Source organism: Ramlibacter monticola (assembly GCF_016722785.1).
GTDB lineage: Bacteria > Pseudomonadota > Gammaproteobacteria > Burkholderiales > Burkholderiaceae_C > Ramlibacter > Ramlibacter monticola.
The window spans coordinates 148,463-171,860 of the sequence record NZ_JAEQNE010000007.1 but is presented as its reverse complement, the minus strand read 5'-3'; the positions used below and the strand labels follow the sequence as shown (position 1 = coordinate 171,860).

22 protein-coding genes are annotated in these 23,398 nt (G+C 69.3%); 12 read left to right on the top strand and 10 right to left on the bottom strand.

Annotated features, from left to right (window positions below):
- The first annotated feature begins 121 nt into the window (after positions 1 to 121).
- From JJ685_RS23405 to JJ685_RS23390, 4 genes are all read left to right on the top strand, one after another.
- A complete protein-coding gene (locus JJ685_RS23405) occupies positions 122 to 562 on the top strand; it encodes a DUF3597 domain-containing protein (protein ID WP_201676773.1) in 441 nt (146 codons plus the stop codon).
- A 208-nt stretch (positions 563 to 770) separates the two neighbouring features.
- Positions 771 to 1,349: a hypothetical protein gene (locus tag JJ685_RS23400; protein ID WP_201676772.1), complete on the top strand. Its 579-nt coding sequence runs from the start codon at positions 771 to 773 to the stop codon at positions 1,347 to 1,349.
- Between the two features lie 2 nt (positions 1,350 to 1,351).
- Positions 1,352 to 1,822, top strand: a complete 471-nt coding sequence (locus tag JJ685_RS23395; RefSeq protein ID WP_201676771.1) for an RES family NAD+ phosphorylase — start codon at positions 1,352 to 1,354, stop codon at positions 1,820 to 1,822.
- 33 nt (positions 1,823 to 1,855) lie between these two features.
- Positions 1,856 to 1,993, top strand: a complete 138-nt coding sequence (locus JJ685_RS23390; protein WP_201676770.1) for a hypothetical protein — start codon at positions 1,856 to 1,858, stop codon at positions 1,991 to 1,993.
- A 203-nt stretch (positions 1,994 to 2,196) separates the two neighbouring features.
- Here the strand turns inward: JJ685_RS23390 and JJ685_RS23385 are convergent, their stop codons facing one another.
- The 5 genes from JJ685_RS23385 to purN all read right to left on the bottom strand — a co-directional run bounded on the left by JJ685_RS23385 (position 2,197) and on the right by purN (position 7,899).
- The gene (locus JJ685_RS23385; protein WP_201676769.1) at positions 2,197 to 2,628 is read right to left on the bottom strand and encodes a hypothetical protein; all 432 of its coding nucleotides are present in this window, start codon (positions 2,626 to 2,628) and stop codon (positions 2,197 to 2,199) included.
- A 189-nt stretch (positions 2,629 to 2,817) separates the two neighbouring features.
- The gene (locus tag JJ685_RS23380; protein ID WP_201676768.1) at positions 2,818 to 4,032 is read right to left on the bottom strand and encodes a DesA family fatty acid desaturase; all 1,215 of its coding nucleotides are present in this window, start codon (positions 4,030 to 4,032) and stop codon (positions 2,818 to 2,820) included.
- A gap of 108 nt (positions 4,033 to 4,140) precedes the next feature.
- Positions 4,141 to 5,409: an RsmB/NOP family class I SAM-dependent RNA methyltransferase gene (locus JJ685_RS23375; RefSeq protein ID WP_201676767.1), complete on the bottom strand. Its 1,269-nt coding sequence runs from the start codon at positions 5,407 to 5,409 to the stop codon at positions 4,141 to 4,143.
- Between the two features lie 26 nt (positions 5,410 to 5,435).
- Positions 5,436 to 7,268: a M48 family metallopeptidase gene (locus JJ685_RS23370; protein WP_330901828.1), complete on the bottom strand. Its 1,833-nt coding sequence runs from the start codon at positions 7,266 to 7,268 to the stop codon at positions 5,436 to 5,438.
- Positions 7,269 to 7,314: 46 nt separating this feature from the next.
- A complete protein-coding gene (gene purN / locus JJ685_RS23365) occupies positions 7,315 to 7,899 on the bottom strand; it encodes a phosphoribosylglycinamide formyltransferase (protein ID WP_201676765.1) in 585 nt (194 codons plus the stop codon).
- On the opposite strand from purN, the gene JJ685_RS23360 reads away from it, so the two are divergent.
- The 4 genes from JJ685_RS23360 to JJ685_RS23345 all read left to right on the top strand — a co-directional run bounded on the left by JJ685_RS23360 (position 7,877) and on the right by JJ685_RS23345 (position 12,454).
- Positions 7,877 to 8,596 (top strand): YceH family protein, encoded by a 720-nt coding sequence (locus JJ685_RS23360; RefSeq protein WP_236599221.1) that lies wholly within the window; start codon positions 7,877 to 7,879, stop codon positions 8,594 to 8,596. The genes purN and JJ685_RS23360 overlap by 23 nt on opposite strands.
- A gap of 27 nt (positions 8,597 to 8,623) precedes the next feature.
- Positions 8,624 to 9,802 carry an acyl-CoA dehydrogenase family protein gene (locus JJ685_RS23355; RefSeq protein WP_201676764.1) on the top strand — a complete coding sequence of 393 codons (1,179 nt, stop codon included), beginning with the start codon at positions 8,624 to 8,626 and terminating at the stop codon, positions 9,800 to 9,802.
- A gap of 93 nt (positions 9,803 to 9,895) precedes the next feature.
- Positions 9,896 to 11,011: an acyl-CoA dehydrogenase family protein gene (locus JJ685_RS23350; protein WP_201676763.1), complete on the top strand. Its 1,116-nt coding sequence runs from the start codon at positions 9,896 to 9,898 to the stop codon at positions 11,009 to 11,011.
- A gap of 72 nt (positions 11,012 to 11,083) precedes the next feature.
- Complete coding sequence (locus JJ685_RS23345; protein ID WP_201676762.1) at positions 11,084 to 12,454, top strand: alpha/beta fold hydrolase; 1,371 nt, start codon at positions 11,084 to 11,086, stop codon at positions 12,452 to 12,454.
- A 13-nt stretch (positions 12,455 to 12,467) separates the two neighbouring features.
- Here the strand turns inward: JJ685_RS23345 and JJ685_RS23340 are convergent, their stop codons facing one another.
- Positions 12,468 to 13,025, bottom strand: a complete 558-nt coding sequence (locus tag JJ685_RS23340) for an HNH endonuclease (RefSeq protein WP_201676761.1) — start codon at positions 13,023 to 13,025, stop codon at positions 12,468 to 12,470.
- A 164-nt stretch (positions 13,026 to 13,189) separates the two neighbouring features.
- Here JJ685_RS23340 and JJ685_RS23335 point away from each other — a divergent pair, with 164 nt between their 5' ends.
- The 4 genes from JJ685_RS23335 to JJ685_RS23320 all read left to right on the top strand — a co-directional run bounded on the left by JJ685_RS23335 (position 13,190) and on the right by JJ685_RS23320 (position 19,455).
- A complete protein-coding gene (locus JJ685_RS23335) occupies positions 13,190 to 14,200 on the top strand; it encodes a bifunctional riboflavin kinase/FAD synthetase (RefSeq protein ID WP_201676760.1) in 1,011 nt (336 codons plus the stop codon).
- Positions 14,201 to 14,307: 107 nt separating this feature from the next.
- A complete protein-coding gene (gene ileS, locus JJ685_RS23330; protein WP_201676759.1) occupies positions 14,308 to 17,172 on the top strand; it encodes an isoleucine--tRNA ligase in 2,865 nt (954 codons plus the stop codon).
- Positions 17,172 to 17,696 carry a signal peptidase II gene (gene lspA, locus JJ685_RS23325; RefSeq protein ID WP_201676758.1) on the top strand — a complete coding sequence of 175 codons (525 nt, stop codon included), beginning with the start codon at positions 17,172 to 17,174 and terminating at the stop codon, positions 17,694 to 17,696. The genes ileS and lspA overlap by 1 nt, the downstream gene beginning before the upstream one ends.
- Before the next feature lie 91 nt (positions 17,697 to 17,787).
- Complete coding sequence (locus JJ685_RS23320; RefSeq protein WP_201676757.1) at positions 17,788 to 19,455, top strand: Na/Pi cotransporter family protein; 1,668 nt, start codon at positions 17,788 to 17,790, stop codon at positions 19,453 to 19,455.
- On the opposite strand, the gene JJ685_RS23315 is transcribed toward JJ685_RS23320, so the two are convergent.
- From JJ685_RS23315 to JJ685_RS23300, 4 genes are all read right to left on the bottom strand, one after another.
- Positions 19,415 to 19,873 (bottom strand): response regulator, encoded by a 459-nt coding sequence (locus tag JJ685_RS23315; RefSeq protein ID WP_201676756.1) that lies wholly within the window; start codon positions 19,871 to 19,873, stop codon positions 19,415 to 19,417. The genes JJ685_RS23320 and JJ685_RS23315 overlap by 41 nt on opposite strands.
- Before the next feature lie 186 nt (positions 19,874 to 20,059).
- Positions 20,060 to 21,166, bottom strand: a complete 1,107-nt coding sequence (locus JJ685_RS30325) for a flavin reductase (protein WP_201676755.1) — start codon at positions 21,164 to 21,166, stop codon at positions 20,060 to 20,062.
- A gap of 4 nt (positions 21,167 to 21,170) precedes the next feature.
- Positions 21,171 to 22,304 (bottom strand): amidohydrolase family protein, encoded by a 1,134-nt coding sequence (locus tag JJ685_RS23305; RefSeq protein ID WP_201676754.1) that lies wholly within the window; start codon positions 22,302 to 22,304, stop codon positions 21,171 to 21,173.
- A gap of 55 nt (positions 22,305 to 22,359) precedes the next feature.
- On the bottom strand, positions 22,360 to 23,397 hold the full coding sequence (locus JJ685_RS23300; RefSeq protein ID WP_201676753.1) for a CobW family GTP-binding protein: 1,038 nt from the start codon (positions 23,395 to 23,397) through the stop codon (positions 22,360 to 22,362).
- Position 23,398: the final 1 nt, after the last annotated feature.

The following is a 23,398-nucleotide window of genomic DNA, read 5'->3' as shown; positions in this document are numbered from 1 at the left end:
TTCATTGGTGCGCGTCCTGCCGGCGCCCAACCCGCTGCGCACGCGCCCCTCTCCGACAAGCCCGGCCGGCCGGGCCCTCCGAAGATCGGGAGGCGATCCCGCACTCCCTCGGAGAACACGAATGAGCATCCTCGGAAAGATCTTCGGCCGCCTCTTCCCCGGCGCGCGCGCGCAGCAGCCACAGGCCCCGGCCAGTCCCCAGCCCGCGCCGTCCGGCTCGGCGCCCCAGCAACCGCAGACGCAGGCCCCGGCCGGCACCGCAAGCGCCGGCACGGCTCCCGCCGCACCCGCCGCCACGATGGAGCGGGTCGACATCGAGAAGACCCTTGACGGCATGGCGGCCAGCAACGCGCAGAAGCTGAACTGGCGCACCTCCATCGTCGACCTGATGAAGCTGGTCGGCATGGAGAGCACGCTGCAGGAGCGGCGCGAACTGGCCGACGAACTCGGCTACCACGGAGACAAGCAGGACACGGCGGCCATGAACATGTGGCTGCACAAGGCCGTGATGAAGAAGCTCGAGGAAAACGGCGGCAAGGTGCCCGCCAACCTGCTCGATTGACGCGCTGCGAAGAAAAGCCCCGCGTCTCCTGGCCGCTCTCCCAAAGAGTTGGTAATCCCCGCCTGGTGGCGCCGCGATCCGCCCCAGTCAGCGAAGGAACTGGTGTCATGAGTGAGACGGCGATCCGAGGGGCCACAACCGATGGGCTTGTGCTAGAACTGCTAGTTTCATATACTTATCTAGCAGAGATAGCCAGCCTGCTAAAGCCATGGCCCAAGTCGCCTTCGAACTAAACGACGAACTCTCCGCACAGGAGCAACTGAGCCTCCAGCAGGTTCTTCCTGGGCTGGCGCAGTCTGTCGTGGAACTGCAGCGCAGGCGCGACCAGGACAACTATGAGCGACTGGTCCAGCTCTTCCTCGGAGACGCCACACCGAGGTCGCTCGATGTCCAGAGGGCCCGTCTGCAAGCCGAGGCGCGACGTGCGGTGTTCGAAGGGTCGGAGTGGCTCACGGTCAACGAGTGGGCTGCTAACGCCGGCTTGGGCGCGAACCCCCATGCGACGATCAACCGCTGGAAGCAGGCTCGCCGCGTCTTCGCCATCCGTCGAGCCGGGAGGGACTACTTCCCCCGCTACGCGTTGGACGAAGATTTCCGACTGCTGGCCGCAATGGGCGGCGTCCTGCAGGTTCTGACAGGCTACAGCGACGAAGGGCTTGCGACCTGGTTTGAGAGCACCTCAAGCTTCCTGGGCGGGCGCCGCCCCCGAGAACTCCTGGGCACCGAGCCTGAGCGGGTGATTGCCGCGGCCCGTAACGCCGTCGAGGCCGAGGAGTTCCTGGGTTGAGCTTGGCCGACGCCCTGCGCGATGGCAGCCTGACCCCCGCAGATCTCGGCACCCGCAACTGGGCCCCGCAGGCGTGGTGGCGGGTGTACCCGCAGCGGTACGGGCCGACCGGCTTCAATGACACGCCCCACGGCAACGCCCGCTTCTCCCCGCTCGAGCACGCCGGTGCGATCGTGCCGGTTCTCTACGCAGGCACGACTGTGGGCGCAGCCCTTATGGAAACCGTCCTGCATGACGTGCCCTCGCCATCAATCGGGTTCCTGCTTCGCCTGAGCGCCAAGACTGAGAAGCGCCTGGGTTCCTTCCAGCCTGCCGGTGACCTGGTTCTGGCCGACCTCTCCGCCTTGGGGCTGCGCCGGCTCGGGCTGGATCGGGCCGACGTGATCGACTCCGACAAGGCGCAGTACCCCATCACCCGCCAGCTCGCCCAATGGATCTACACGAACCGGCCGGACGTGCAGGGGATCTCGTGAACTTCCCGACAGCACGACGAGGAGCAGGCGATCATGCTCTTCGAGCCCCGGCTGGCCGGCAGGGTGCTGCAGGTTCAGGCGATGGACGAGACCTTTGTGGACGGCATCCACCTCGGCACCCTCATGACTTTGTTGGACCGGCTCGGGGCCAAGCTGTTCCTCGACCAGTAGCCGCCCCTGCCTCAATTCAGGGCGCATAGCCCTACGGCGACCCCACCGTTTGACCTTGCAGGCGCTCTACGCGGGCGAACAGGACAGCGACCCAAAGAAACGCCCCAGTCATTGACTGGGGCGGATCGTGGCCCTATCCGACCGGGCTTGCCAACTCCCTTGGAGAACGGCTAGCCCGCGGCGCGGGGCTTTTTCATGGACGCTCAGCGATAGCGCGGGTCGTCCGGGTAGCGGTCGTAGCGGTTGATCACGCCGTCGCCGTCGCGGTCGCGCCGGTTGGCCTGGGCATAGTTGCGGTAGGCGTTGTTGCCGTACACGTTGTTGCCGTAGATCGGCCGGCCCCAGGCGTCGTAGCCCGTGATGCCGTAGTTGGTGTTCGGCTGCACGTAGACCTGGCGCCCGTCCGGATCGACGTAGACCTGCCGCGCGGTGCCGTTGGGCACGGTGTACACCTGCCGGCCATCCGGATCGACATAGACGCCAGTTCCCGCCACCACGGCCGGATTGCTGGTGGTGTAGCCCGGCGAACCGAAGCCGAGGATGTTGGTGATGACGGCGCCGAGGTCCTGCGCCGACGCCAGCGAGCCGACGGCGAGGCCGCCCGCCGCGAGCGCCATGACGATCAATCTTTTCATGCTGAATTCTCCTGTCCGCGGGTCTTCCGCTTCCGTCCATTGCAGCGTGCACGGGTCGCGCGCGCCAGCGGCGACGGCCGCTTCCGGCGTGCGACATGCCCGACCGTCGCAGTAGGCCGGAGACTGCTCAGCGGCGGAAACGAAAAAGCCCCGCAATGGCGGGGCTTCGTTCGTGGCGGGCTTGGAAGCTCAGGCGTGGGCGGCGCGCAGATTCAGCGAGAACTGGCGCAGGGCCTCGACCCCGCTTTCCTCCGCGCGGCGGCACCAGGCCTGCAGGTCGGCGGCGAGCTGCTCGCGCGAGTGGCTGGTGTTGAGCCACATCTGGCGCAGCTCCTCGCGCATGCTGGCCATCTTGTCCAGCGCCGGGTGCTGGGCCCGCACCTGCGCCAGCTGTTGGCGGGCGGCGGCCGGCACGCGGTCTTCGTCGCGCGGCAGCCAGCGCTTGGCGGCCTTCAGCATCGCGAAGTCCTGGCCCTTGGCCTTCAGCTGCGCGATCTCCGCCTTGCAGGCCAGGCGCATCTCGCGGCCGTAGCGGGCCATCACCTCGTAGCGGTTGGCGATCACCGCCTCCAGCGTCTTCTCGTCGGCCACCGGCTTGATGTCGCCCAGCACCAGCTTCGGCGGCACCTTCTTGACCGTGGCCCAGCCGATCCTGCGCATCAGGCTGATGTAGACCCAGCCGATGTCGAACTCGTACGGCTTCACCGAGAACTTGGCCGAAGTCGGGTACGTGTGGTGGTTGTTGTGCAGTTCCTCGCCGCCGATGATGATCCCCCAGGGGGAGATGTTCGTGCTGGCGTCCGGCGCCTCGAAATTGCGGTAGCCCCAGTAGTGGCCGATGCCGTTGATGATGCCGGCGGCGTTCACGGGGATCCAGAGCATCTGCACCGCCCACACCGCGGCGCCGACCGCGCCGAACAGGGCCAGGTTGATGATCAGCATCAGGCCCACGCCCTGCCAGCTGTAGCGGGTGTACAGGTTGCGCTCGATCCAGTCGTTGGGCGTGCCGTGGCCGAACTTGGCCATGGTTTCCTGGTTCTTCGCCTCGGCGCGATACAGCTCCGCGCCCTTCCAGAACACGGTCTCGATGCCGCGCGTCTGCGGGCTGTGCGGGTCCTCCGGCGTTTCGCACTTCGCGTGGTGCTTGCGGTGGATGGCGACCCACTCCTTGGTCACCATGCCGGTGCTGAGCCACAGCCAGAAGCGGAAGAAATGGGAGGGGATCGCGTGCAGGTCCATGGCCCGGTGGGCCTGGGCGCGGTGCAGGAAGATCGTCACGCCGGCGATCGTGATGTGCGTCGCCACCAGGGTGTAGAGCACGACCTGCCACCAGGACAGATCCCATAGACCGTGGGCGAGCCAGTCGATCGCCGCGTTCAGGACGGCCCAGTCGGGAAGCAACATGAAAGCGTTATCTCTTTCTCAGGAATGAGCCCACCTGAATCCGCGGGCAAAGGAACGTGTAGGACGGATTCTAGGTGCCAGGGTTCCCCCCGAAGCTAAACATTGAGCTCAGTGCTGGACTTTTTCCCAAACTGCTGCGTAGAAACCGTCGGTCCCATGTCGCTGCGGCCACAGCCGCAAATCCTGTCCGTCCTCACTGCAGAGCTTCGAACTGTCGCCGACACGGGCAGATTCAAGCAATTCCTGGACCGAAAGCCGCTTGAAACCCGGATGGGCTGCCGTGAAGGCCGCCGCAATGTCCTCGTTTTCGGCCCGCAGCAGGCTGCAGGTGGCGTAGACGATCCGACCGCCGGTCTTCAGCAGGCGCGCCGCGCTGTCCAGGATCGCCGCCTGCCTGGTCGCCAGCTCCGCCAGAACCTCGGGCGACTGGCGCCACTTCAGGTCCGGATTGCGGCGAAGGGTGCCGAGCCCGGAACAGGGGGCGTCCACGATCACGCGGTCGATCTTGCCGCCCAGCCGCTTGATGCGCTCGTCGCGCTCGTGCGCGATCGCGGCGGGGTGCACGTTGGAGAGCTTGCTGCGCGCCAGCCGCGGCTTCAGGTTCTCCAGCCGGTGGGCCGAGACGTCGAAGGCATAGAGCCGCCCGGTGTTGCGCATCATGGCGCCCAGCGCGAGCGTCTTGCCGCCCGCGCCGGCGCAGAAATCGACGACCATCTGGCCGCGCCGGGCGTCGGCGAGCAGGGCCAGCAGCTGCGAGCCTTCGTCCTGCACCTCGATCGCGCCGCGGGCGAAGGCGTCCAGGCGGGTGAGCGCCGGCTTGCCCTCCAGCCGCAGGCCCCAGGGGGAGTACGGCGTCGGCTGCGCGCGGATGCCGGCCAGGGCCAGCTCCTGGCGGATCTCCTCGCGCTTGTCGCTCAGCGCGTTCACGCGCACGTCCAGCGGCGCGGACTCGTCCAGGCTCTCCACCAGCGGCCAGAAGCCGTCGCCCAGCTGCTCCTTCAGCGGCGCGACCAGCCACTCCGGCAGGTTGTGGCGGTGCCGCTCCGACAGCGTGGACGGATCGACCGCGGTGACGCGGTCCAGCCAGGCCTTCTCCTGGTCGTTGAGCGCGCTCTTGAGGAAATCGCGGTCGCCGGCGAAGCCGAGGATCGCCAGCCGGCGCTCGCGCGGGCCGCTGCCGGAGGCGGCGAGATGCTCGAACAGCAGCTTGCGGCGGACCACGGCATAGGCCGTCTCGGCCAGCGTCGCGCGCTCGCGCGGGCCCAGCGCGCGGCGCTCGCGGAAATAGCGCGACACCACGGCGTCGGCGGGATGATCGAATCGGAGGACTTCTCGGACCAGCTCGGCGCACGCCTCGAGCAAGGCTTTGGGATGCATCCCCCGATTGTCGCCGGCGCGCGCGTTCAGACCGCGACGCGCGTGTCGTACAAGGGCCGGACCCTGCGCCGGAGCTCGGCGAGTTCAGGCGACTGTCCGCTCCAGAGCAGCAGCACCGGGCCGGGCAACCCCAGGCGCGGCTCCAGCGCCCGGCACACCGCCTCGGCCTGTTGCGGCGCCAGCCGCGGCAGGTCCAGCACCAGCAGGTAGCAGCGGCGCGCCGGGAACTCGCGCACCTCCTTGCGCAGCAGCCAGGTGCGGCTCAGGTCGGCCCAGCACGCCAGCTCCGCTTCCAGTTCCCAGCGTTCGAACTCGTTCAGGTCCGCGGGCGAGGTGTGCGCCAGCACCGGCTGTTCGGCGAGTTCGGCCCAGGCCCGGGCCTCGGCCGCCTCGGACTCCTTCAGGCGGATGCGCCACAGCTTCAGGGCCTCGTCGTCGTGGCGGGGGTCGTCTTCCAGCGCCGCCACCGCGTTCTTCGCCGCCCACCAGCGATGCTGCGGGCTGCCTTCGTGCAGGCGCTCCAGGCAGGCCATGCGCTGGCCCGCCTGCTCGGGCGGCAGGCAGGCGAAGATCCCCTGCAGCGCCGGCCCGTGGTGGGGCGACAGCGCCAGCGCCTGGTCGTAGTGCGCGCGCACGGGCGCGTCGGGCCGCAGGCGCCGCTCCAGGTCGCCGAGCTCGGCCCACTCGTCGGCGTTGCGGCTGCGCCGGGCACGCAGCTGCTCGATGCGCATGCGGATGCGCCCGAGCGCCGAATGGTGCTGCTTCCAGACCGTGGCCTGCTCGCGGCACCACTGGTGGTCGAAATGGGCGATCCAGCGATCGGCCTTGTGCCCCATCAGCTCGATGGCGGGGCGCTGCGACCACGCGGGCAGGCCGGGGGCGACGCCCAGCCGCTCGAGGCGGTCGCGCAGCACCGGGTGCGTGTCCTCGAAGCCGCTGTGATTGCGCAGCGCCTGCCGCAGGCTGCGCTGCGCGAAGGCCTCCGGCAGCGGCAGGGCGAGCAGCTTGCGCATCTGCGCGTACGGGCCGATCGGCAGGTCGTGCGCCGCCGCCTGCCCCCAGTGCGTGGGCCAGAAGTGCTGCTCGAGCCAGTCTCCCTTGAGCGCGAGTTCCGCCAGGGCCGCCGCCGCCACCCCGTTGCCCACGAGTTCGCCCGCGATGCGGTCGGCCTGGTATTCGTCCTGGCGCGCCAGCGCGAAGGTGCGCGCCACGAAGCGCGGGAAGTACCAGGCGAGGAAGCCCTGCGTCAGCGTCGCGGCGGGGCCGGCCTGGCCCTCCAGGCTCTCGTACAACCGGCTCCAGCTCGCGCGGGTGCGGTAGATCCAGGCGCTGAAGCGGCCGTGGTCGCGCCGCAGGTGCCCGTATTCGTGCGCCAGCACCGCGAGCACGCGCTGCCGGTCCAGCGCCATCAGCAGCGGCAGCCCGATCGTGAGCTGGTTGCGCGCGCCGCCCAACAGGCCCCAGCGGGGACGCTGCGCGATGCTGGCATCGAATTCGGCATCGAGCCGGACCTCGTCCAGGGCCGGCCCCTTCACCTTGCGCCGGATGCGCTCCAGTGCCTCGAACAGGGCCGGTGCGTCGTGCGGCAGCAGCCGGACGCCCGCCGCGGGCTCGAGGCGGAACCACAGGGCGCGCACGCTGGCCCAGAGCAGGCCACCGGCGGCGGTGAGGCCGAGGATCTGGAAGGCGCGGAAGTGGCCGTGCAGGAGGGCGCCGGCGATCCACGCCAGCGTGCCCGCGGCGAGCAGCAGGCAGCCCAGCACCCAGGCATAGCCCAGGCCGGCGAAGGCCGCCAGGCTGCGGCGGTAGGCCTTGCCGTTTTCTGCGCTCGCATGCTCCGAGAGCCGGACGAGATGCACGAAATCCGCGTGTCGCACGCGCTCGGGGCCTCCCCCCCAAGGTCTTTCAGGCAGCTTGCCTCAAGAGACTGGCGACCGCTCTCGGATAGATCAAATGTTCCTGCGTCAGCACGCGCGCCGCCAGCGTCGCCGCGGTGTCGCCCGGCAGGACCGGCACGACGGCCTGCTCCAGGATGGGGCCGTGATCGAGATCGGCCGTGACCTGGTGCACGGTCGCCCCGGCGAAGCGGCAGCCGGCGTCCAGCGCGCGCTGGTGCGTGTGCAACCCCGGGAAGGCGGGCAGCAGCGAGGGATGGATGTTCAGCAGCCGCCCCCGGTAACGCTCCACGAAGGCAGGCGTGAGGATGCGCATGAAGCCGGCCAGCACCACCAGCGCGGGCGAGTGGCGGTCGATGGCGGCAGCGAGCGCTTCGTCGAAGGCTTCGCGCGAAGCGAACTGCTTGTGGTCCACCACTTCGGCGGCCAGCCCCTGCTCGCGCGCGAAGGCGAGGCCGCCCGCGTCCGGCCGGTTGCTGATCACGGCGGCCACTTCCGCGGCGAAAGCCTTGCGCCAGTTGTCGCGCTGGGCCGCGCGCACAATGGCGGCCATATTCGAGCCCCCGCCCGAGATGAGGATCACGATCTTCTTCATTCCGGCGCATTATCCCAAGCCGATGGAACCCCTCACCCTTGTCGAAGCCCGCGTCCTGGGCACCCTGATGGAAAAGGCCCGCACGGTGCCGGACAGCTACCCCATGACGCTCAATGCGCTGGTGGCGGGCTGCAACCAGAAAAGCGCCCGCGAGCCGGTGACCAGCCTCGCCGAAGCGGAGGTGCAGGAAGCGCTGGACGGGCTGAAGCGCCGCTCCCTCGCGTTCGCCTCCAGCGGCAGCCGCGTCATGCGCTGGGAACACAACTTCCAGCGCGCGATGGTGGTGCCGGAGCAGTCCGCCGTGCTGCTCGGGCTGCTGATGCTGCGGGGGCCGCAGACCGCGGGCGAGCTGCGCATCCACAGCGAGCGCTGGTACCGCTTCGCCGACATCTCCTCGGTGGAAGCCTTCCTCGACGAAATGCGCAACCGCAGCGAACCGAAAGGTGGCCCACTGGTGGTGCAGCTGCCCCGCGCGGCCGGTGCGCGGGAGGCCCGCTGGGCCCACCTGCTGTGCGGGCCGGTCGACGTGGCCGCGGTGGCGGCGAGCGCCGAGTCCGCCGTCGGCGCGAACGGCCTGGCAGCGCGGGTGGCGATGCTGGAAGAGGAGGTGGCGCAGTTGCGCGAGATCGTCACCGACCTCGCCACGCAACTCGGTTTGTCACCGCCCGGACACACGGATACGAACGAGCGTGCTTGAATCGCGACTGCTTCCGGAGACAAACCCATGGATCTAGCCTTCACCCCCGAAGAACAGAAATTCCGCGAGGAGGTCCGCGCCTGGGTGCGCGAGAACCTGCCGCAGGAGATCGCGCACAAGGTGCACAACGCCCTGCATCTCACCCGTGACGACATGCAGCGCTGGGCCAAGATCCTGGGCAAGAAGGGCTGGCTGGGCTACGGCTGGCCGAGCCAGTTCGGCGGCCCCGGCTGGACGGCCGTGCAGAAGCACCTGTTCGAGGAAGAAACGGCCCTGGCCGGCGCGCCCCGCATCGTGCCCTTCGGGCCGGTCATGGTGGCGCCGGTGATCATGGCCTTCGGCTCGCCCGAGCAGCAGAAGCGCTTCCTCCCCGGCATCGCCAGCGGCGAAGTATGGTGGAGCCAAGGCTACAGCGAGCCGGGCGCCGGCTCCGACCTCGCTTCGCTCAAGACGCGCGCCGAGCGCCGCGGCGACAAGTACATCGTCAACGGCCAGAAGACCTGGACCACCCTGGCGCAGCACGGCGACTGGATCTTCTGCCTGGTGCGCACCTCCACCGAGGGCAAGCCGCAGACCGGCATCTCCTTCCTGCTGGTCGACATGAAGTCCCCCGGCGTGACGGTGCGGCCGATCGTCATGCTCGATGGCAGCCCCGAAGTGAACGAGGTGTTCTTCGACAACGTCGAAGTGCCGGCCGCGAACCTGATCGGCGAGGAGAACAAGGGCTGGACCTACGCCAAGCACCTGCTCTCGCACGAGCGCACCAACATCGCCGACGTGAACCGTGCCAAGCGCGAGCTGGAGCGCCTCAAGCGCATCGCGCGCAACGAGGGCGTGTACACGGACCAGCGCTTCCGCGACGAGGTCGCCAAGCTGGAGGTGGACGTGGTGGCGCTGGAGATGCTTGTGCTGCGCGTGCTGTCGGCCGAGAAGTCGGGCAAGAACCCGCTGGACATCGCCGGCCTGCTGAAGATCAAGGGCAGCGAGATCCAGCAGCGCTACACGGAACTGATGATGCTGGCCGCGGGCCCCTACGCCGTCCCCTTCGTCACGGAGGCGATGGAGGCGGGCTACCAGGGCGAGTACGTCGGCGCCGCCTACCTGGCGCCGCTGGCGGCCACCTACCTGAACATGCGCAAGACCACCATCTACGGCGGTTCCAACGAGGTCCAGCGCAACATCGTGGCGCAGGTCGTTCTCGGCTGACGCCGTAGAGCAACCTGCGCGTTGCGCGTATACACCGCTCCCCCGCGCCCCCTCCAGGAGGGGGCTCCAGCAAGTCGCTACGCGAGGCACAGAATGGATTTCAATTTTTCCGACGACCAGGAACAACTGCGCGACGCGGTGCGCAAGTGGGTGGACCGCAGCTACACCTTCGAGCGCCGGCGTGCCATCGCCGGCGCGGGCGGCTTCGACCGCGCCGCCTACGGCGAGCTGGCCGAACTGGGGCTGGCCGGCCTCTACGTCGCCGAAGACCACGGCGGCATGGGCATGGGCCCGGTGGAGGCGATGGTGGTGCTGGAGGAACTGGGGCGCGGCATCGTGCTGGAGCCCCTGAAGCAGACGCTCATCGCCAGCGGCGTGCTGGGGGGCTACGGGCCCGAGGCGCTGCGCTCCGCCTGGCTGCCGAAGGTCGCCTCCGGCGAGGCGCTGGTGGTGCTGGCCCACCAGGAGCGCAAGGCGCGCTACCGGCTGGACGCCTGCGAGGCGCAGGCCACGCAGGCCGGCGGAGGCTGGAAGGTCTCGGGCGACAAGAGCCTGGTGCCCGCCGGCGACCAGGCGGACGCCTTCCTGGTGCCCGCCCGGGCCGACGGCAGGATCGCCCTGTTCCTGGTCGAACGCGGGGCGCAGGGTGTCGCCGCCCGCGGCTACCCCACGCTGGAAGGCGGCCGCGCGGCCGAAGTGTCGCTGCGCGACGCGGCGGCCACGCTGGTCACCGCCGACGGCATGCCCGCGCTGGAGCACGCGGTGGACATCGGCATCGCCTGCACCTGCGCCGAAGCCGTCGGCGTGATCGACAGGACGATGCAGCTCACGGCCGAATACCTCAACACGCGCAAGCAGTTCGGCGTGACGCTCGCCACCTTCCAGGCCCTGCGCCACCGCATGGCGGACATGAAGATGCAGCAGGAGCTGGCGCGTTCCATGAGCTACTACGCGTCGCTGAAGCTGAACGCGCCGGTGGAGGAGCGCCGCCGCGCGATGGCGCGCGCGAAGTACCAGCTCGGGGTGGCCATGCGCTTCGTCGGCCAGAACTCGGTGCAGCTGCATGGCGGCATCGGCGTCACCGACGAATACGCGGGCAGCCACTACTTCCGGAAGCTGACGCAGCTCGAACTCGAATTCGGGGATACCCTGCACCACCTCGGCGAGGTCTCGGCAAGAATGCAGGACACCGCCGGCGTGTTCGCCTGACGGCCCGATGGCCCCGACAACGCCCGCCCGCCGCGGGCGTTTTCTTTTGCATTCGTTGGAGGAACGGACAACATGACCACCCGCCGCGAGGTCCTCGCACTTCCCGGTGTGCTGATTCTCGGCGCCTGCGCCACGCGCCCGGCGTCGAGCGAGCATCCCCCCATCGTCTTCGTCCACGGCAACGGCGATTCCGCCGCGCTCTGGCAGACCACGCTGTGGCGCTTCGAATCGAACGGCTGGCCGCGCGAGCGGCTGTTCGCGCCGGACCTGCCCTATCCGCTCGCCCGCGAGGACGACCGCGTCGAGCAGCCCGGTCGCACGTCGACGGCGCAGCACATGGAGTTCCTGCGCGCGGAAGTCGAGAAGGTGCTGCAGGCCACGGGCGCGCCGCAGGTGGTGCTGGTCGCGAACTCGCGCGGCGGCTACGCGGTGCGCAACTACATCCAGAACGGCGGCGGCGCCGCGCGCGTGAGCCACGCCATCCTGGGCGGCGTGCCGAACCACGGCTTGTGGAACGTCCCGGGGCGCTTGCCCGGCAACGAGTTCGCCGGCAACGGGCCCTTCCTGCAGGCGCTCAACGCGCCCAAGAACGCGCAGGGGGACGAGGTGGCGGGCCCGGTGAAGTGGCTCACGATCCGCTCGGACCGGCTCGACAAGTACGCGCAGCCCCTGGGCACCTGGATCGGGGACCCGAAGCTGCAGACCGGCGTCGGCTACGAAGGGCCGGAGTTGAAGGGCGCCAGCAACGTGGTGCTGCCGCGCGCGGACCACCGCGAGACCTCGTTCTCGGCCGCCGCGTTCGAAGCCGCCTACCGCTTCATCACCGGCCGGGCCCCGGCCACGCGGGAGATCGTGCCCGAGGACCACCTCATGCTCGGGGGCAAGGTCATGGGCCTGGGCCTGTCCTCCACGGACCCGGCCAGCGGCAGCTTCGCCAACAACCTGCCGCTGCCCGGCGCGAAGCTGGAGGTGTACGCCATCGACCCCGCCACGGCGGAGCGGCGCGGCCCGGCGGTGCTGACCCAGGCCGTGGGCGAGAGCGGCGCCTGGGGACCGATGCACGGCCAGCCCGGCACGCACTACGAGTTCGTGGTCGCGGCGCCGGGCTACGCGACGACCCACATCTACCGCAGCCCGTTCCCGCGCTCGAGTTCCATCGTCCACCTGCGCCCGGAGCGGATCCAGGCCTCCGAACGCAAGGCCGTCGCCGTGGCGATGCTGACGCGTCCGCGCGGCTACATCGACCCGGAGCGCGACCGGACCATCTTCGACCGCCGCAGCCCGCCCCCCGGCGTGCAGCCGGGCGCGGGGGTGTCGAGCTCGCGCCTGCAGTTCCTGGACACGGGACGGACCCTGCTGGCCGAGTTCAACGGCGAGAAGCTGGCGGGGCGGACGTGGCCGCTGGCGAACGAGGAGCTGACGGTGCTGGAACTGACGTACTGAACGCCGGCGAGGCCTAGGCGTGCAGCCGCGAATTCTTGGGCAGGTGCGCCATCAGGAATTCCATCTGGTCTGCCAGGATGCGGCGGTTGCGCAGGATGAAGTCCTCCCACAGGCTCGGCACGTAGGGCGTGTACAACAGCGCCATGTTGGCCTGCTCCGGCGTGCGGCTGCCCTTGCGGTGGTTGCAGGTGCGGCAGGCCGTCACCACGTTCATCCAGTGATCCCGGCCGTTCTGCGCGAAGGGGACGATGTGCTCGCGCGTGAGCTCCTCCTCGTGGAAGTGCCCGCCACAGTAGGCGCAGACGTTGCGGTCGCGCGCGAACAGCTTGCCGTTGGTGAGGCCCGGCTTGAGCTCGAAGGGGTTGATGTTCGGCACGCCCTTGGTGCCGATGATGCTGTTGACCGTGATGATCGACTGCAGGCCGCTGAGCGCATTGGTGCCGCCGCGGAACACGGCCACCTCCGCGCCTGCCTCCCACCGCACCTGGTCGGCGGCGTAGTGCAGGACGGCTTGCTCCAGCGAAATCCACGACTGGGGCAGTCCCTGGGCGGACAGCTTCAAGACCTTCAAGACGGGGCCTCCATTCAGCACGGACGTCGCCCCCGCCGGGCGCCAGCGCCCGGAGGCAGCGTGAGACACAATATACCGTGTTTTCGTGCTGCGCCTGTGTCAGGCCATGCGTGCGTCGGCCTCGGCGGCCGGCACCGGCCTGCTATCAAAAACATATCACCCCAATGCAGATCCTGCACGGTTTCCATCACCCCCAGATCGCCGGCGCCTGCGCCGTCACGATCGGCAACTTCGACGGGGTCCACCGGGGCCACCAGGCCATGCTGGCGCTGCTGAACAGCGAGGCGCGCCACCGGCGGGTCCCCAGCTGCGTGCTCACCTTCGAGCCGCACCCGCGCGACTATTTCGCGGCCGTCTTCCGCAAGCCCGAAGTGGCCCCGGCCCGGGTAGCCACCCTGCGCGACAAGCTCACCGAGCTGCGCAAGTGCGGGGTCGACCAGTGCGTGATCCTCAAGTTCGACGCCCGCCTGTCCAGCCAGCAGCCCGAGGCCTTCATCGACGAAGTGCTGGTCCGCGGCCTGGGGGCGAAGTACGTGCTGGTGGGCGACGACTTCCGCTTCGGCGCCCGGCGCGCCGGCGACTACGCCATGCTCGATTCGGCCGGCAGCCGGCAGGGTTTCGACGTGGCGCGCATGAACAGCTACGAGGTGCACGGCCTGCGCGTGTCGAGCTCGGCCGTCCGCGAGGCGCTGGCCCGCGGCGACATGGCTGGCACGGCCGCCCTCCTGGGCCGCCCGTACAGCATCAGCGGCCACGTGGTGCACGGCCGCAAGCTCGGTCGCGAGCTCGGCTTCAAGACCCTCAACCTGCGGTTCTCCCACTGGAAGCCGGCGGCCAGCGGCATCTTCGCCGTGACGGTCCACGGCCTGGGCGAGGCGCCCCTGGAAGGCGTGGCCAACCTGGGGATCCGGCCCTCGCTGGACCCGCGCGACGTCAACGGCGGACGGGTGCTGCTGGAGACCCATTGCTTCGATTGGCCGGCCCGCCTGGGCGAGGAAGGGGCCTACGGTAAAATCATCCGCGTGGAACTGCTGCACAAACTGCACGACGAGCTGCGCTACGACGGGCTCGACGCCCTCAAGGCCGGCATCGCGCGCGACTGCGACGCCGCGCGGGCGTTCTTCGCTTCCACGCACGCCGAAACCCGGCGCCAGACCACGCGCGACCGAATTTAACGACCTTGTCGCCGCGGGCGTCCCGCCCGCGATCCCGCCCCACGCGAGGCACGCCGCGTGGATGCCGGCACCGGGCCGGCATGACAAGAGTCCGTGAAGGCTCCCCAATGAACGACAAGACCGATTACCGCGCCACCCTGAACCTGCCCGACACCCCCTTCCCCATGCGCGGGGACCTGCCCAAGCGCGAGCCGGGCTGGGTGAAGGAGTGGGAGGACCAGGGCCTCTACAAGCGCCTGCGCGAGGCCCGCTGCGGCCGCCAGAAGTTCATCCTGCACGACGGCCCGCCGTACGCCAACGGCCAGATCCACATGGGCCACGCCGTCAACAAGATCCTGAAGGACATGATCGTCAAGTCGCGCCAGCTCAAGGGCCTGGACGCGGCCTACATCCCGGGCTGGGACTGCCACGGCCTGCCGATCGAGAACGCGATCGAGAAGAAGCACGGCCGCAACCTGCCCCGCGACGAGATGCAGGCCAGGAGCCGCGCCTTCGCCACCGAGCAGATCGACATCCAGCGCACCGACTTCAAGCGCCTCGGCGTGCTGGGCGACTGGGAGGACCCCTACCGGACGATGGACTTCGCGACCGAGGCCAACGAGATCCGCGCCTTCAAGCGCGTGATCGAGCGCGGCTTCGTCTACCGCGGCCTCAAGCCCGTGTACTGGTGCTTCGACTGCGGCTCCTCGCTGGCCGAGTTCGAGATCGAGTACGCGGACAAGAAGTCGCAGACGCTGGATGTCGGCTTCCAGGCGGACGATGCCGCCCGGGTCTACGCAGCGTTCGGCCTGCCCGCCGGCGGCGACGACGTCTTCGCGGTGATCTGGACAACCACCGCCTGGACCATCCCGGCCAACCAGGCGCTCAACCTGAACCCCGAGATCGTCTACGCGCTGGTCGACACCCCGCGCGGCAAGCTGATCCTGGCCGAGGTGCTGGTCGAGAAGGCGCTGGCCCGCTACAAGCTGGAAGGCAAGGTGCTGGCCACCACCGAGGGCAAGAACCTCGGCGGCCTCGAATTCCGCCACCCGCTGTACGACGTGGACGCCGGCTACCGGCGCCTGTCGCCCGTGTACCTGGCCGACTACGCCACCGCCGAAGACGGCACCGGCATCGTGCACTCCTCGCCCGCCTACGGCCTGGACGACTTCAACTCCTGCGTCTCGCACGGCATGAAGTACGACCAGATCCTCAACCCGGTGCAGGGCAACGGCGCCTACGCGGCGGACTTCCCGCTGTTCCCCGGCGAAAACATCTGGAAGGCCGTGCCGCACATCCTGGCTACGCTGGACCAGGCCGGCCGCCTGTTCACCACCGAGAACATCGTCCACAGCTACCCGCACTGCTGGCGCCACAAGACGCCCGTGATCTACCGCGCCGCCGCCCAGTGGTTCATCCGCATGGACGAAGGCGAAGGGGTGTTCACCAGGAACAAGGCCCCGAAGACCCTGCGCCGGATGGCGCTGGAGGCGATCGAGGAAACCAGCTTCTTCCCCGAGAACGGCCAGGCCCGCCTGCGCGACATGATCGCCGGCCGGCCCGACTGGTGCATCAGCCGCCAGCGCAGCTGGGGCGTGCCCCTGCCCTTCTTCCTGCACCGCGACTCGGGCGACCTGCATCCGAAGACCATGGAGATCCTGGACCTGGCGGCCGACATGGTGCAGGCCGGCGGTATCGAGGCCTGGAGCAAGGCCTCCACCGAGGAGATCCTGGCGAAGGTGGGCGCCGCCGCCGACGCGCCGAACTACAGCAAGAGCACCGACATCCTCGAAGTGTGGTTCGACTCCGGCACCACGCACAGCACCGTGCTGAAGGGCTCGCATGCGGGCGCGGCGCACGAGAACGGCCCGGAAGCGGACCTCTACCTCGAAGGCCACGACCAGCACCGCGGCTGGTTCCACTCCTCGCTGCTCACGGCCTGCGCGATGTACGGGCGCGCGCCCTACCGCGGGCTGCTCACGCACGGCTTCACGGTGGACAGCCAGGGCCGCAAGATGAGCAAGTCGCTGGGCAACGGCATCGAGCCGCAGCAGGTCAGTTCCAAGCTCGGCGCCGAGATCATCCGCCTGTGGGTGGCCGCCTCCGACTACTCCGGCGACATCGCCGGCGACGACAAGATCCTGGCCCGGGTGGTCGACGCCTACCGGCGCATCCGCAATACCCTGCGGTTCCTGCTGGCGAACGTCAGCGACTTCGATCCGGCGAAGGACGCGGTGCCTCTGGCCGAGATGCTGGAGATCGACCGCTACGCGCTGGCGCGCGCGGCGCAGTTCCAGGCCGAGGTGCTGGGGCACTACGAGGTCTACGAATTCCACCCGGTGGTGGCCAAGCTGCAGGTCTACTGCTCGGAGGACCTGGGCGCGTTCTACCTCGACGTGCTGAAGGACCGCCTGTACACCACGGCCCTGAAGTCGCACGCCCGCCGCAGCGCCCAGACCGCCTTGTGGAACATCACGCACGCGATGCTGCGCTGGATGGCGCCCTTCCTCAGCTTCACCGCGGAGGAGGCCTGGAAGTTGTTCGGCAGCTCCGACTCGATCTTCCTGGAGGAGTACGCCGAGATCGGCAGCCCCGACACCGACCTGCTCGCCAAGTGGGAACGGATCCGCGCCGTGCGCGACGTGGCCAACAAGTACATCGAGGCGCTGCGCACCGAAGGCAAGGTGGGCTCCTCGCTGCAGGCCACGCTGACCATCCGGGCCAACGCCCGCGACCTGGCGCTGCTGCGCTCGCTGGGCGACGACCTCAAGTTCGTGTTCATCACGTCCCGGGTCACGCTCGATCCGCAGCCGATGGCCGACGAGGAGCTGTCGGTGATCGTCACGCCCTCCAGCGGCGCCAAGTGCGAGCGCTGCTGGCACTGGCGCGAGGACGTCGGCAGCGACGCCGGGCACCCGGCGATCTGCGGCCGCTGCGCCGAAACCATTTCCGGCAAGGGCCGGGGGGACAACGAGCACGGGGTGGCAGCCTGATGGCGGCGCGCGGCAATACGCTGGGCGTCCGGGGCGCGGGCGCGGCGCGCGGCAGCATGTGGCCGTGGCTGGCGCTGGCGCTGATCGTGCTGATCGCCGACCAGTTCACCAAGGTGCTGATCCTCGGCTACTACAAGCTCGGGGATTCGACCACCGTCACGTCCTTCTTCAACATCGTCCGGGCCCACAACACCGGCGCCGCCTTCTCCTTCCTGGCCGCGGCCTCGGGCTGGCAGCGCTGGCTGTTCACCGGGATCGGGGTGGTGGCGACGCTGTTCATCCTGTACCTGCTGAAGAAGCATGCGGGGCAGAAGCTGTTCTGCTTCGCGCTGGCGTGCATCCTCGGCGGGGCCATCGGCAACGTCGTCGACCGCCTGCTGCATGGCTACGTGGTCGACTTCCTGCAGTTCCACTGGGAAAACCGCTGGTACTTCCCGGCCTTCAACGTCGCGGACGCGGCGATCACGGTCGGCGCGGCGGGCCTGATCCTGGACGAACTGCTGCGGGTGCGGCGCAGCAAGTAAAGAAGGCGGCAAGACAGCAACACTCGCCCGGTTGACAGGACTCATCCGCAGTCCGGCCGGTGCCTGCGCGGCGTATCATGTCCTGCAGAACATGAAGCATTTGCTGAACCTGCTGGCGGCGGTGGCGCTGCTGGTCTGGGGCACGTATCTCGTTCGCACCGGCATCCTGCGGGTCTTCGGGGCGAACCTGCGCCAGGTGTTGGCGCGCAGCATCAGCACCCGCCCGGCCGCCGGCCTGGCGGGGTTCGGCGTCACGGCCCTGGTGCAGTCCAGCACCGCCACGGCCCTGATCGTCTCCGCCTTCGTCGGCCAGGGCGTGGTGAGCCTGCCCACGGCGCTGGCCATGATGCTCGGCGCCGACGTCGGCTCCAGCATGATGGCGGTGGTCTTCTCCTTCGACCTGTCCTGGCTGTCGCCCCTGTTCATCTTCGTCGGCGTGGTGCTGTTCATCACCCGCCAGTCCACCCCCCTCGGCCGCTTCGGCCGCGTGCTGATCGGCCTGGGGCTGATGCTGCTGGCGCTGCGCCTGGTGTCCGAGTCCACGGCGATCATGGTCCGCTCGCCGGCAGTCAAGGCGCTGCTGCAATCGCTTTACAGCGACATCCTGCTGGAGATCACGGTGGGCGCCCTGATGGCGGTGGTCGCCTACTCCAGCCTGGCCATCGTGCTGCTGACCGCCACGCTGGCGGCCTCCGGCGGCATCCCGCTGGACGTGGCGCTGGGCCTGACCATCGGCGCCAACCTGGGCAGCGGCCTGCTGGGCGTGCTGGCCACCGCCAAGTCCGCCGTGCCGGTGCGGCAGGTGCCGATCGGCAACCTCGTGTTCAAGTGCTTCGGCGTGGTCCTGGCCGCGCCCTTCGTCGGCTATTGGGTGACCTACCTGCGCCCGGCGGTGCCCGACCACGCCACGGCGGTGGTGCTGTACCACCTGGCCTTCAACGTCCTGATCGCGATCCTGTTCATCGGCTTCACGCAGTACGTGGCGCGCTGGGTCGGGCAGTGGCTGCCGAAGCCGGACCGCAACCCCGTCACCGGGCGGCCGCACCACCTCGACCCTTCGGCGCTCGAGACGCCCTCCCTCGCCATCTCGAACGCAGCGCGCGAGGCGCTGCACCAGGCCGACGTGGTGGAGAGCATGCTGCTGGGCATGCTGCGCGTGATCAAGGAGAACGACCTGCGGCTGGCCGAGGAACTGCGCCGCATGGACGACACGGTCGACCAGCTCTACTCCGCGATCAAGTACTACCTCACCAAGATCTCGCGCGAGGCGCTGGGCGAGGAGGAGAGCCGCCGCTGGACCGACATCATCAGCTTCACGATCAACATGGAGCAGATCGGCGACATCATCGAGCGGATCCTGCTGGACATCGAGGAGAAGAAGATCCGCAAGAACCGCAGCTTCTCCGACGCCGGCATGGCGGAGATCTGCGAACTGCACGCCCGGCTGGTGGACAACCTGCGGCTCGGCATGAGCGTCTTCCTCAACGCCTCGGTGCGCGACGCGCAGAAGCTGCTCGAGGAAAAGGCGCGCTTCCGCGACCTCGAGCGCGCCTACGCCGGCACGCACCTCACGCGGCTGACCGAGAATACGGCGCAGAGCATCGAGACCAGCTCGCTCCACCTGGACCTGATCAGCGACCTCAAGCGGATCAATTCCCACATCTGCTCGATTGCCTACCCCATCCTCGACTCGGCGGGCGCGCTGGCGCCCAGCCGGCTCAAGCCGGTGCTTCCGGAACAGCCGTCGCGGGTGCTGTAGCCGCCGCCCTCGAAGCCGCCAGCTCCGGCGCTCCGGCATCGTCCCGCTGCAGGGCGCGGCGGTGCTGCACGCAGTAGTCCACCAGCGCTTCCAGTTCGGTCGACTTGTCGAACACCGCATCGGCGCCGAGCTGCCTGCAGCGCCAGCGCACGTCGCGCGAGGAGTGGTTGCTGAGCACCACCACCTTCTGGCCGGGGCGCCGCCGACGGCAGGCTTCCAGCACGTTGAGGCCGCTGCCTTCGCGCAGGAACAGGTCCGTGATGGCCAGGTCCCAGTCGTTGCCCGCCAGCCAGCGCTTCGCCTCGTGCTCCGTCTCGCTCGTGCCGACCGGCTCGAACTCCGCAAGTTCCTTGAGGGTGGCGATGAGGTTGTGGCGGATCGTCGAACTGTCCTCGACGATGAAGACGCGGAAGGGCATTTGCTGTTCTCCAGGGCGGCCCCTCTCATTCGGGGACCGCCGTATGGGCAACCACTCTAGGCGCAGCGCTACGGTCCGGCTGCAAGCACGCAGGCCATGCCGGTGTAGGAAAGGGCAACTCAGGGTTTCCGCGCTCCCTCGCCGTCATTCCGGCGAGGGTCGACGCGCAGGCGGAATTCGAGCGGCTCAGGCCGCCGTCAGCGGATCGTTCGACGCCGTCGCCGCCGGACTGCGGCCGCCCAGCCGCTGCGACACCGCCGCGGCGCAGTGGCGCAGGCCAGTGACCAGGAGGCTGCCTTCGGAGAGATCCATGCGCTGCGTGTGGCCCAGCGCCGTCAGCGCCAGCACCATCGCCCCGCTGTGGTCGAACACGGGCACGCTCGCCGCGCTGATGCTGGTGCCGTACAGGTCGGCGAACTTGTCGGTGCCCACCAGCCGCACGATGCCGCTGGCCCGCGCCTGGGCCAGCTGCTGTTCGACCTGCACGAGGTCCATGCCCTGCGCCAGTTCCGCCTCGATGAAAGGGGCGGTGGTCTCGCGCGGCAGCCAGGCAGCGAAGGCGAGCCCGGTGGCGGAGGTGAGCACCGGCAGCACGAGCCCGGTGCGCAGGTTGTCGCTCACCGGCTCGCTGGATTCCTCCCAGCGCACGATGGTCGGGCCCTTGTTGCCCCACACGCCGAGCGCCAGGGTTTCGTCGAGTTCGTCGGACAGGCTCACCAGCGCCCGCGTGGCCAGCCGCACCGCCTTCAGGCGCGCGATGTTGGCGCCGCCCGGCGCGGCCAGCAGGCCCAGGTCGTGCGGCTGCGCCACCAGGTACTTGCCGCCGCCGAACACCAGCGGCTGCAGGCCGGTGCGCTCGATGCGGTCCACCTGCCCGAGGAACACCAGGTGGTCGCCCCCGGGGAAGCTGTTGATGCGCCGGCATTCGAGGTAGGCGGCGCAGCCCTGGATCAAGGGCACGCCGCCCAGCCCCGGCCGCGTCGGGCAGCCGTTGAACTTGTCGGCGCCGCCGCTGCCGAAGCGGTTCGAAATCTCGACCTGGTCGTCGGCGAGGATGTTGACCACGAAGCGCTCGGCTTCGCGGAACACCGGATGGCTCGGTGACGTGAGCGACTGGCTCCAGAGGATCAGCGGTGGGTCCAGCGAGACCGAGCTGAAGGAATTGGCGGTCAGGCCATGAGGGCGGCCGTCCTTGTCCACCGTGGTGATGACGGTCACGCCGGTGACGAAGGCGCCCAGCACCTGCCGCAGCGCACGCGAGTCGAAGGATGGCGAGGGAGCCGGCGCGCTCATGCCGTCACTTCAGCTTCAGCAGCCGCGCCGCGTTGCCGCCCACGATCAGGTCGCGCTCCGCCTTGGGCAGCCGCTTCACCTGGGCGACCAGGCCCAGCGGATCCTCCTCGCCCATGTCGTAGGGGTAGTCCGTGCCCAGCACGACGTGGTCGGCCCCGAACCGTTCGACCAGGTGCTTCAGCAGCAGCGGATCGTGGGTGATGGTGTCGAAGAAGAACTTCTCCAGGTACTTCGACGGCGGCCGCTTGATCACGGTGCGGCAGTCGGGCCGCGCCCGCCACGCGTGGTCCATGCGGGCCCAGTAGTGGGCGACGAAGCCGCCGCCGTGCGCCACCAGCACCTTCAGCTTCGGGTGGCGCGCCATCACGCCGTCGAAGATCAGGTGCGACACCGCCACCGTCGAATCGAGCGGGTTGCCGATCACGTTGTTGAAGTAGTGCTGCGTGAGGCGGTCCGCCTGCGTGTAGCCGAGCGGGTGCATGAACAGCAGGATGCCCAGTTCCTCGCAACGGGCGAAGAACTTCTCCAGCCCGAGCTCCGGGTCGGTGAGGTTGCGGCCGTTGACGTTGGTGCAGATCTCGACCCCGCGCAGACCCAGCTCTTTCACGGCGTGATCGAGTTCGCGCACGGCGAGCTCCGCGTCCTGCAGCGGCACCGAGCCGAGCCCGACGAAGCGCTCCGGCGTGCCGGCGACCACCTTCGCGATCCCTTCGTTGACCTCGCGCGCCAGCTGCGCGCCGTAATCCGGTTCGGTGAAGTAGAAGAAGTGGTAGGGCGCGGGGCAGATCGCCTGCACGTCGATGCCCATGCGGTCCATGTCCTTCAGCCGCACGTCCACCCCGGTGAGCTTGGGGGCGCGGCTCTTCATCTGCCGCACGTTGGTCTCGCGCGTGAGCTCGTTGGCGAAGATCACCGTGGGATCGTGCTGCGAGGCGTTCAGGTGCGCCGTCTTCGCGTTCACCTCGGGATTGAGGTAGTGGCAGTGCAGGTCAACGACCTGGATCTTGCCGCGGCGGCCGCGCGCCACGACGCGGGAGGCGGCGGCGCGCAGGGAGGGAGCCTTCAGGTGGGCGGAGCGGGCCGGTGCCGCATGGCCGTGCCGGGGATCGGAGCAGTCCGGTGCGCACGAATACAGCAATTCGCCTCCTGGGGTTTGCTTTCGGCTGATCATAGCCGCCCCGCTGGAAGGCCGGTCAAGGCGGGGCGGCCCGGGCAACGGCCTCGAGCAGGTCGCGGATTGTCGCCGCCTCAATGCGGCGGGTGATGAACACGAGGCGCGTGCGCCGGTCCGCGCCGGGCCATCGATCCAGCGTCACCGGCGGATGGAAGATGTGCTGCACGCCCTGCACCACCACCGGCTGCCCTTCCACGTTGACGATGCCCTTCACGCGCAGCAGGTCCGGCCCGCGCAGCGTCGTGAGCAGTTCCAGCGCAGCGGAGAAGCTGTCCCACGTGAAAGGGGTGTCGAAATGCAGCGCCAGCGTGCGGATGGAGCCGTCGTGCAGCCGGCCCAGGCGCTTCTCGCCGCCCGTGCCCTCGCCTTGCAGCGGCGCGCCGAGGAAGCGCAGCGTCGCCTCGCCGGCGCGCGCGCTCGCAAGGCCGAGGCCCGTCAGCGCCTGAGGATCCACCTCGCCGTGCAGGACCAGCCTCGCCTCGGCGCCGGGGTTGATCTGCGCGATCGCGGCGCGCAGTTCCTCCACCGCTTCGGGCGGCGCGATGTCGCTCTTGGTGAGGAACACGCGGTCGGCCAGCGCGATCTGCTTGGCCGGCTCCGCATGCTCGAGGAGTTGCTGCGCGCCGTTGACGGCATCCACCAGCGTCACCAGCCCGTCGAGCCGGAAGTGCGCGCAGACGAGCGCGTCCGCCAGCAGCGTCTGCACTACCGGCGCCGGATCGGCCAGGCCCGTGGTCTCGATGATCACGCGGTCGAAGTCGGCGACCTCGCCGGCGCGCCGGCGCGCGAACAGGTCGCGCAGCGTTTCCTGCAGGTCGGTGCGTACCGAACAGCAGACGCAGCCGTTGGCCAGCAGCGCGATGTTCTCGGTCGACATCGCCACGAGGTCGTGGTCGATGCCGATCTCGCCCAGCTCGTTGATCACCACGGCGACGCGGTTCATCGCCGGGTGCCGCACCAGCTTCGAGACGAGCGTCGTCTTGCCGCTGCCCAGGAAGCCGGTGACCAGGGTGACCGGCAGCTTGCCCGCGAGCGGGTCGCGCGAACTTCCCGGCATG

Coding starts and splice junctions, on each gene's coding strand:
- JJ685_RS23320 (WP_201676757.1), top strand. CDS start 17,788: ATGAAGCATTTGCTGAACCTGCTGGCGGCGGTGGCGCTGCTGGTCTGG.
- JJ685_RS23315 (WP_201676756.1), bottom strand. CDS start 19,873: ATGCCCTTCCGCGTCTTCATCGTCGAGGACAGTTCGACGATCCGCCAC.
- JJ685_RS23380 (WP_201676768.1), bottom strand. CDS start 4,032: ATGTTGCTTCCCGACTGGGCCGTCCTGAACGCGGCGATCGACTGGCTC.
- JJ685_RS23300 (WP_201676753.1), bottom strand. CDS start 23,397: ATGCCGGGAAGTTCGCGCGACCCGCTCGCGGGCAAGCTGCCGGTCACC.
- JJ685_RS23375 (WP_201676767.1), bottom strand. CDS start 5,409: ATGCATCCCAAAGCCTTGCTCGAGGCGTGCGCCGAGCTGGTCCGAGAA.
- JJ685_RS23390 (WP_201676770.1), top strand. CDS start 1,856: ATGCTCTTCGAGCCCCGGCTGGCCGGCAGGGTGCTGCAGGTTCAGGCG.
- JJ685_RS30325 (WP_201676755.1), bottom strand. CDS start 21,166: ATGAGCGCGCCGGCTCCCTCGCCATCCTTCGACTCGCGTGCGCTGCGG.
- JJ685_RS23405 (WP_201676773.1), top strand. CDS start 122: ATGAGCATCCTCGGAAAGATCTTCGGCCGCCTCTTCCCCGGCGCGCGC.
- JJ685_RS23345 (WP_201676762.1), top strand. CDS start 11,084: ATGACCACCCGCCGCGAGGTCCTCGCACTTCCCGGTGTGCTGATTCTC.
- lspA (WP_201676758.1), top strand. CDS start 17,172: ATGGCGGCGCGCGGCAATACGCTGGGCGTCCGGGGCGCGGGCGCGGCG.
- JJ685_RS23335 (WP_201676760.1), top strand. CDS start 13,190: ATGCAGATCCTGCACGGTTTCCATCACCCCCAGATCGCCGGCGCCTGC.
- purN (WP_201676765.1), bottom strand. CDS start 7,899: ATGAAGAAGATCGTGATCCTCATCTCGGGCGGGGGCTCGAATATGGCC.
- JJ685_RS23385 (WP_201676769.1), bottom strand. CDS start 2,628: ATGAAAAGATTGATCGTCATGGCGCTCGCGGCGGGCGGCCTCGCCGTC.
- ileS (WP_201676759.1), top strand. CDS start 14,308: ATGAACGACAAGACCGATTACCGCGCCACCCTGAACCTGCCCGACACC.
- JJ685_RS23350 (WP_201676763.1), top strand. CDS start 9,896: ATGGATTTCAATTTTTCCGACGACCAGGAACAACTGCGCGACGCGGTG.
- JJ685_RS23355 (WP_201676764.1), top strand. CDS start 8,624: ATGGATCTAGCCTTCACCCCCGAAGAACAGAAATTCCGCGAGGAGGTC.
- JJ685_RS23400 (WP_201676772.1), top strand. CDS start 771: ATGGCCCAAGTCGCCTTCGAACTAAACGACGAACTCTCCGCACAGGAG.
- JJ685_RS23360 (WP_236599221.1), top strand. CDS start 7,877: ATGAGGATCACGATCTTCTTCATTCCGGCGCATTATCCCAAGCCGATG.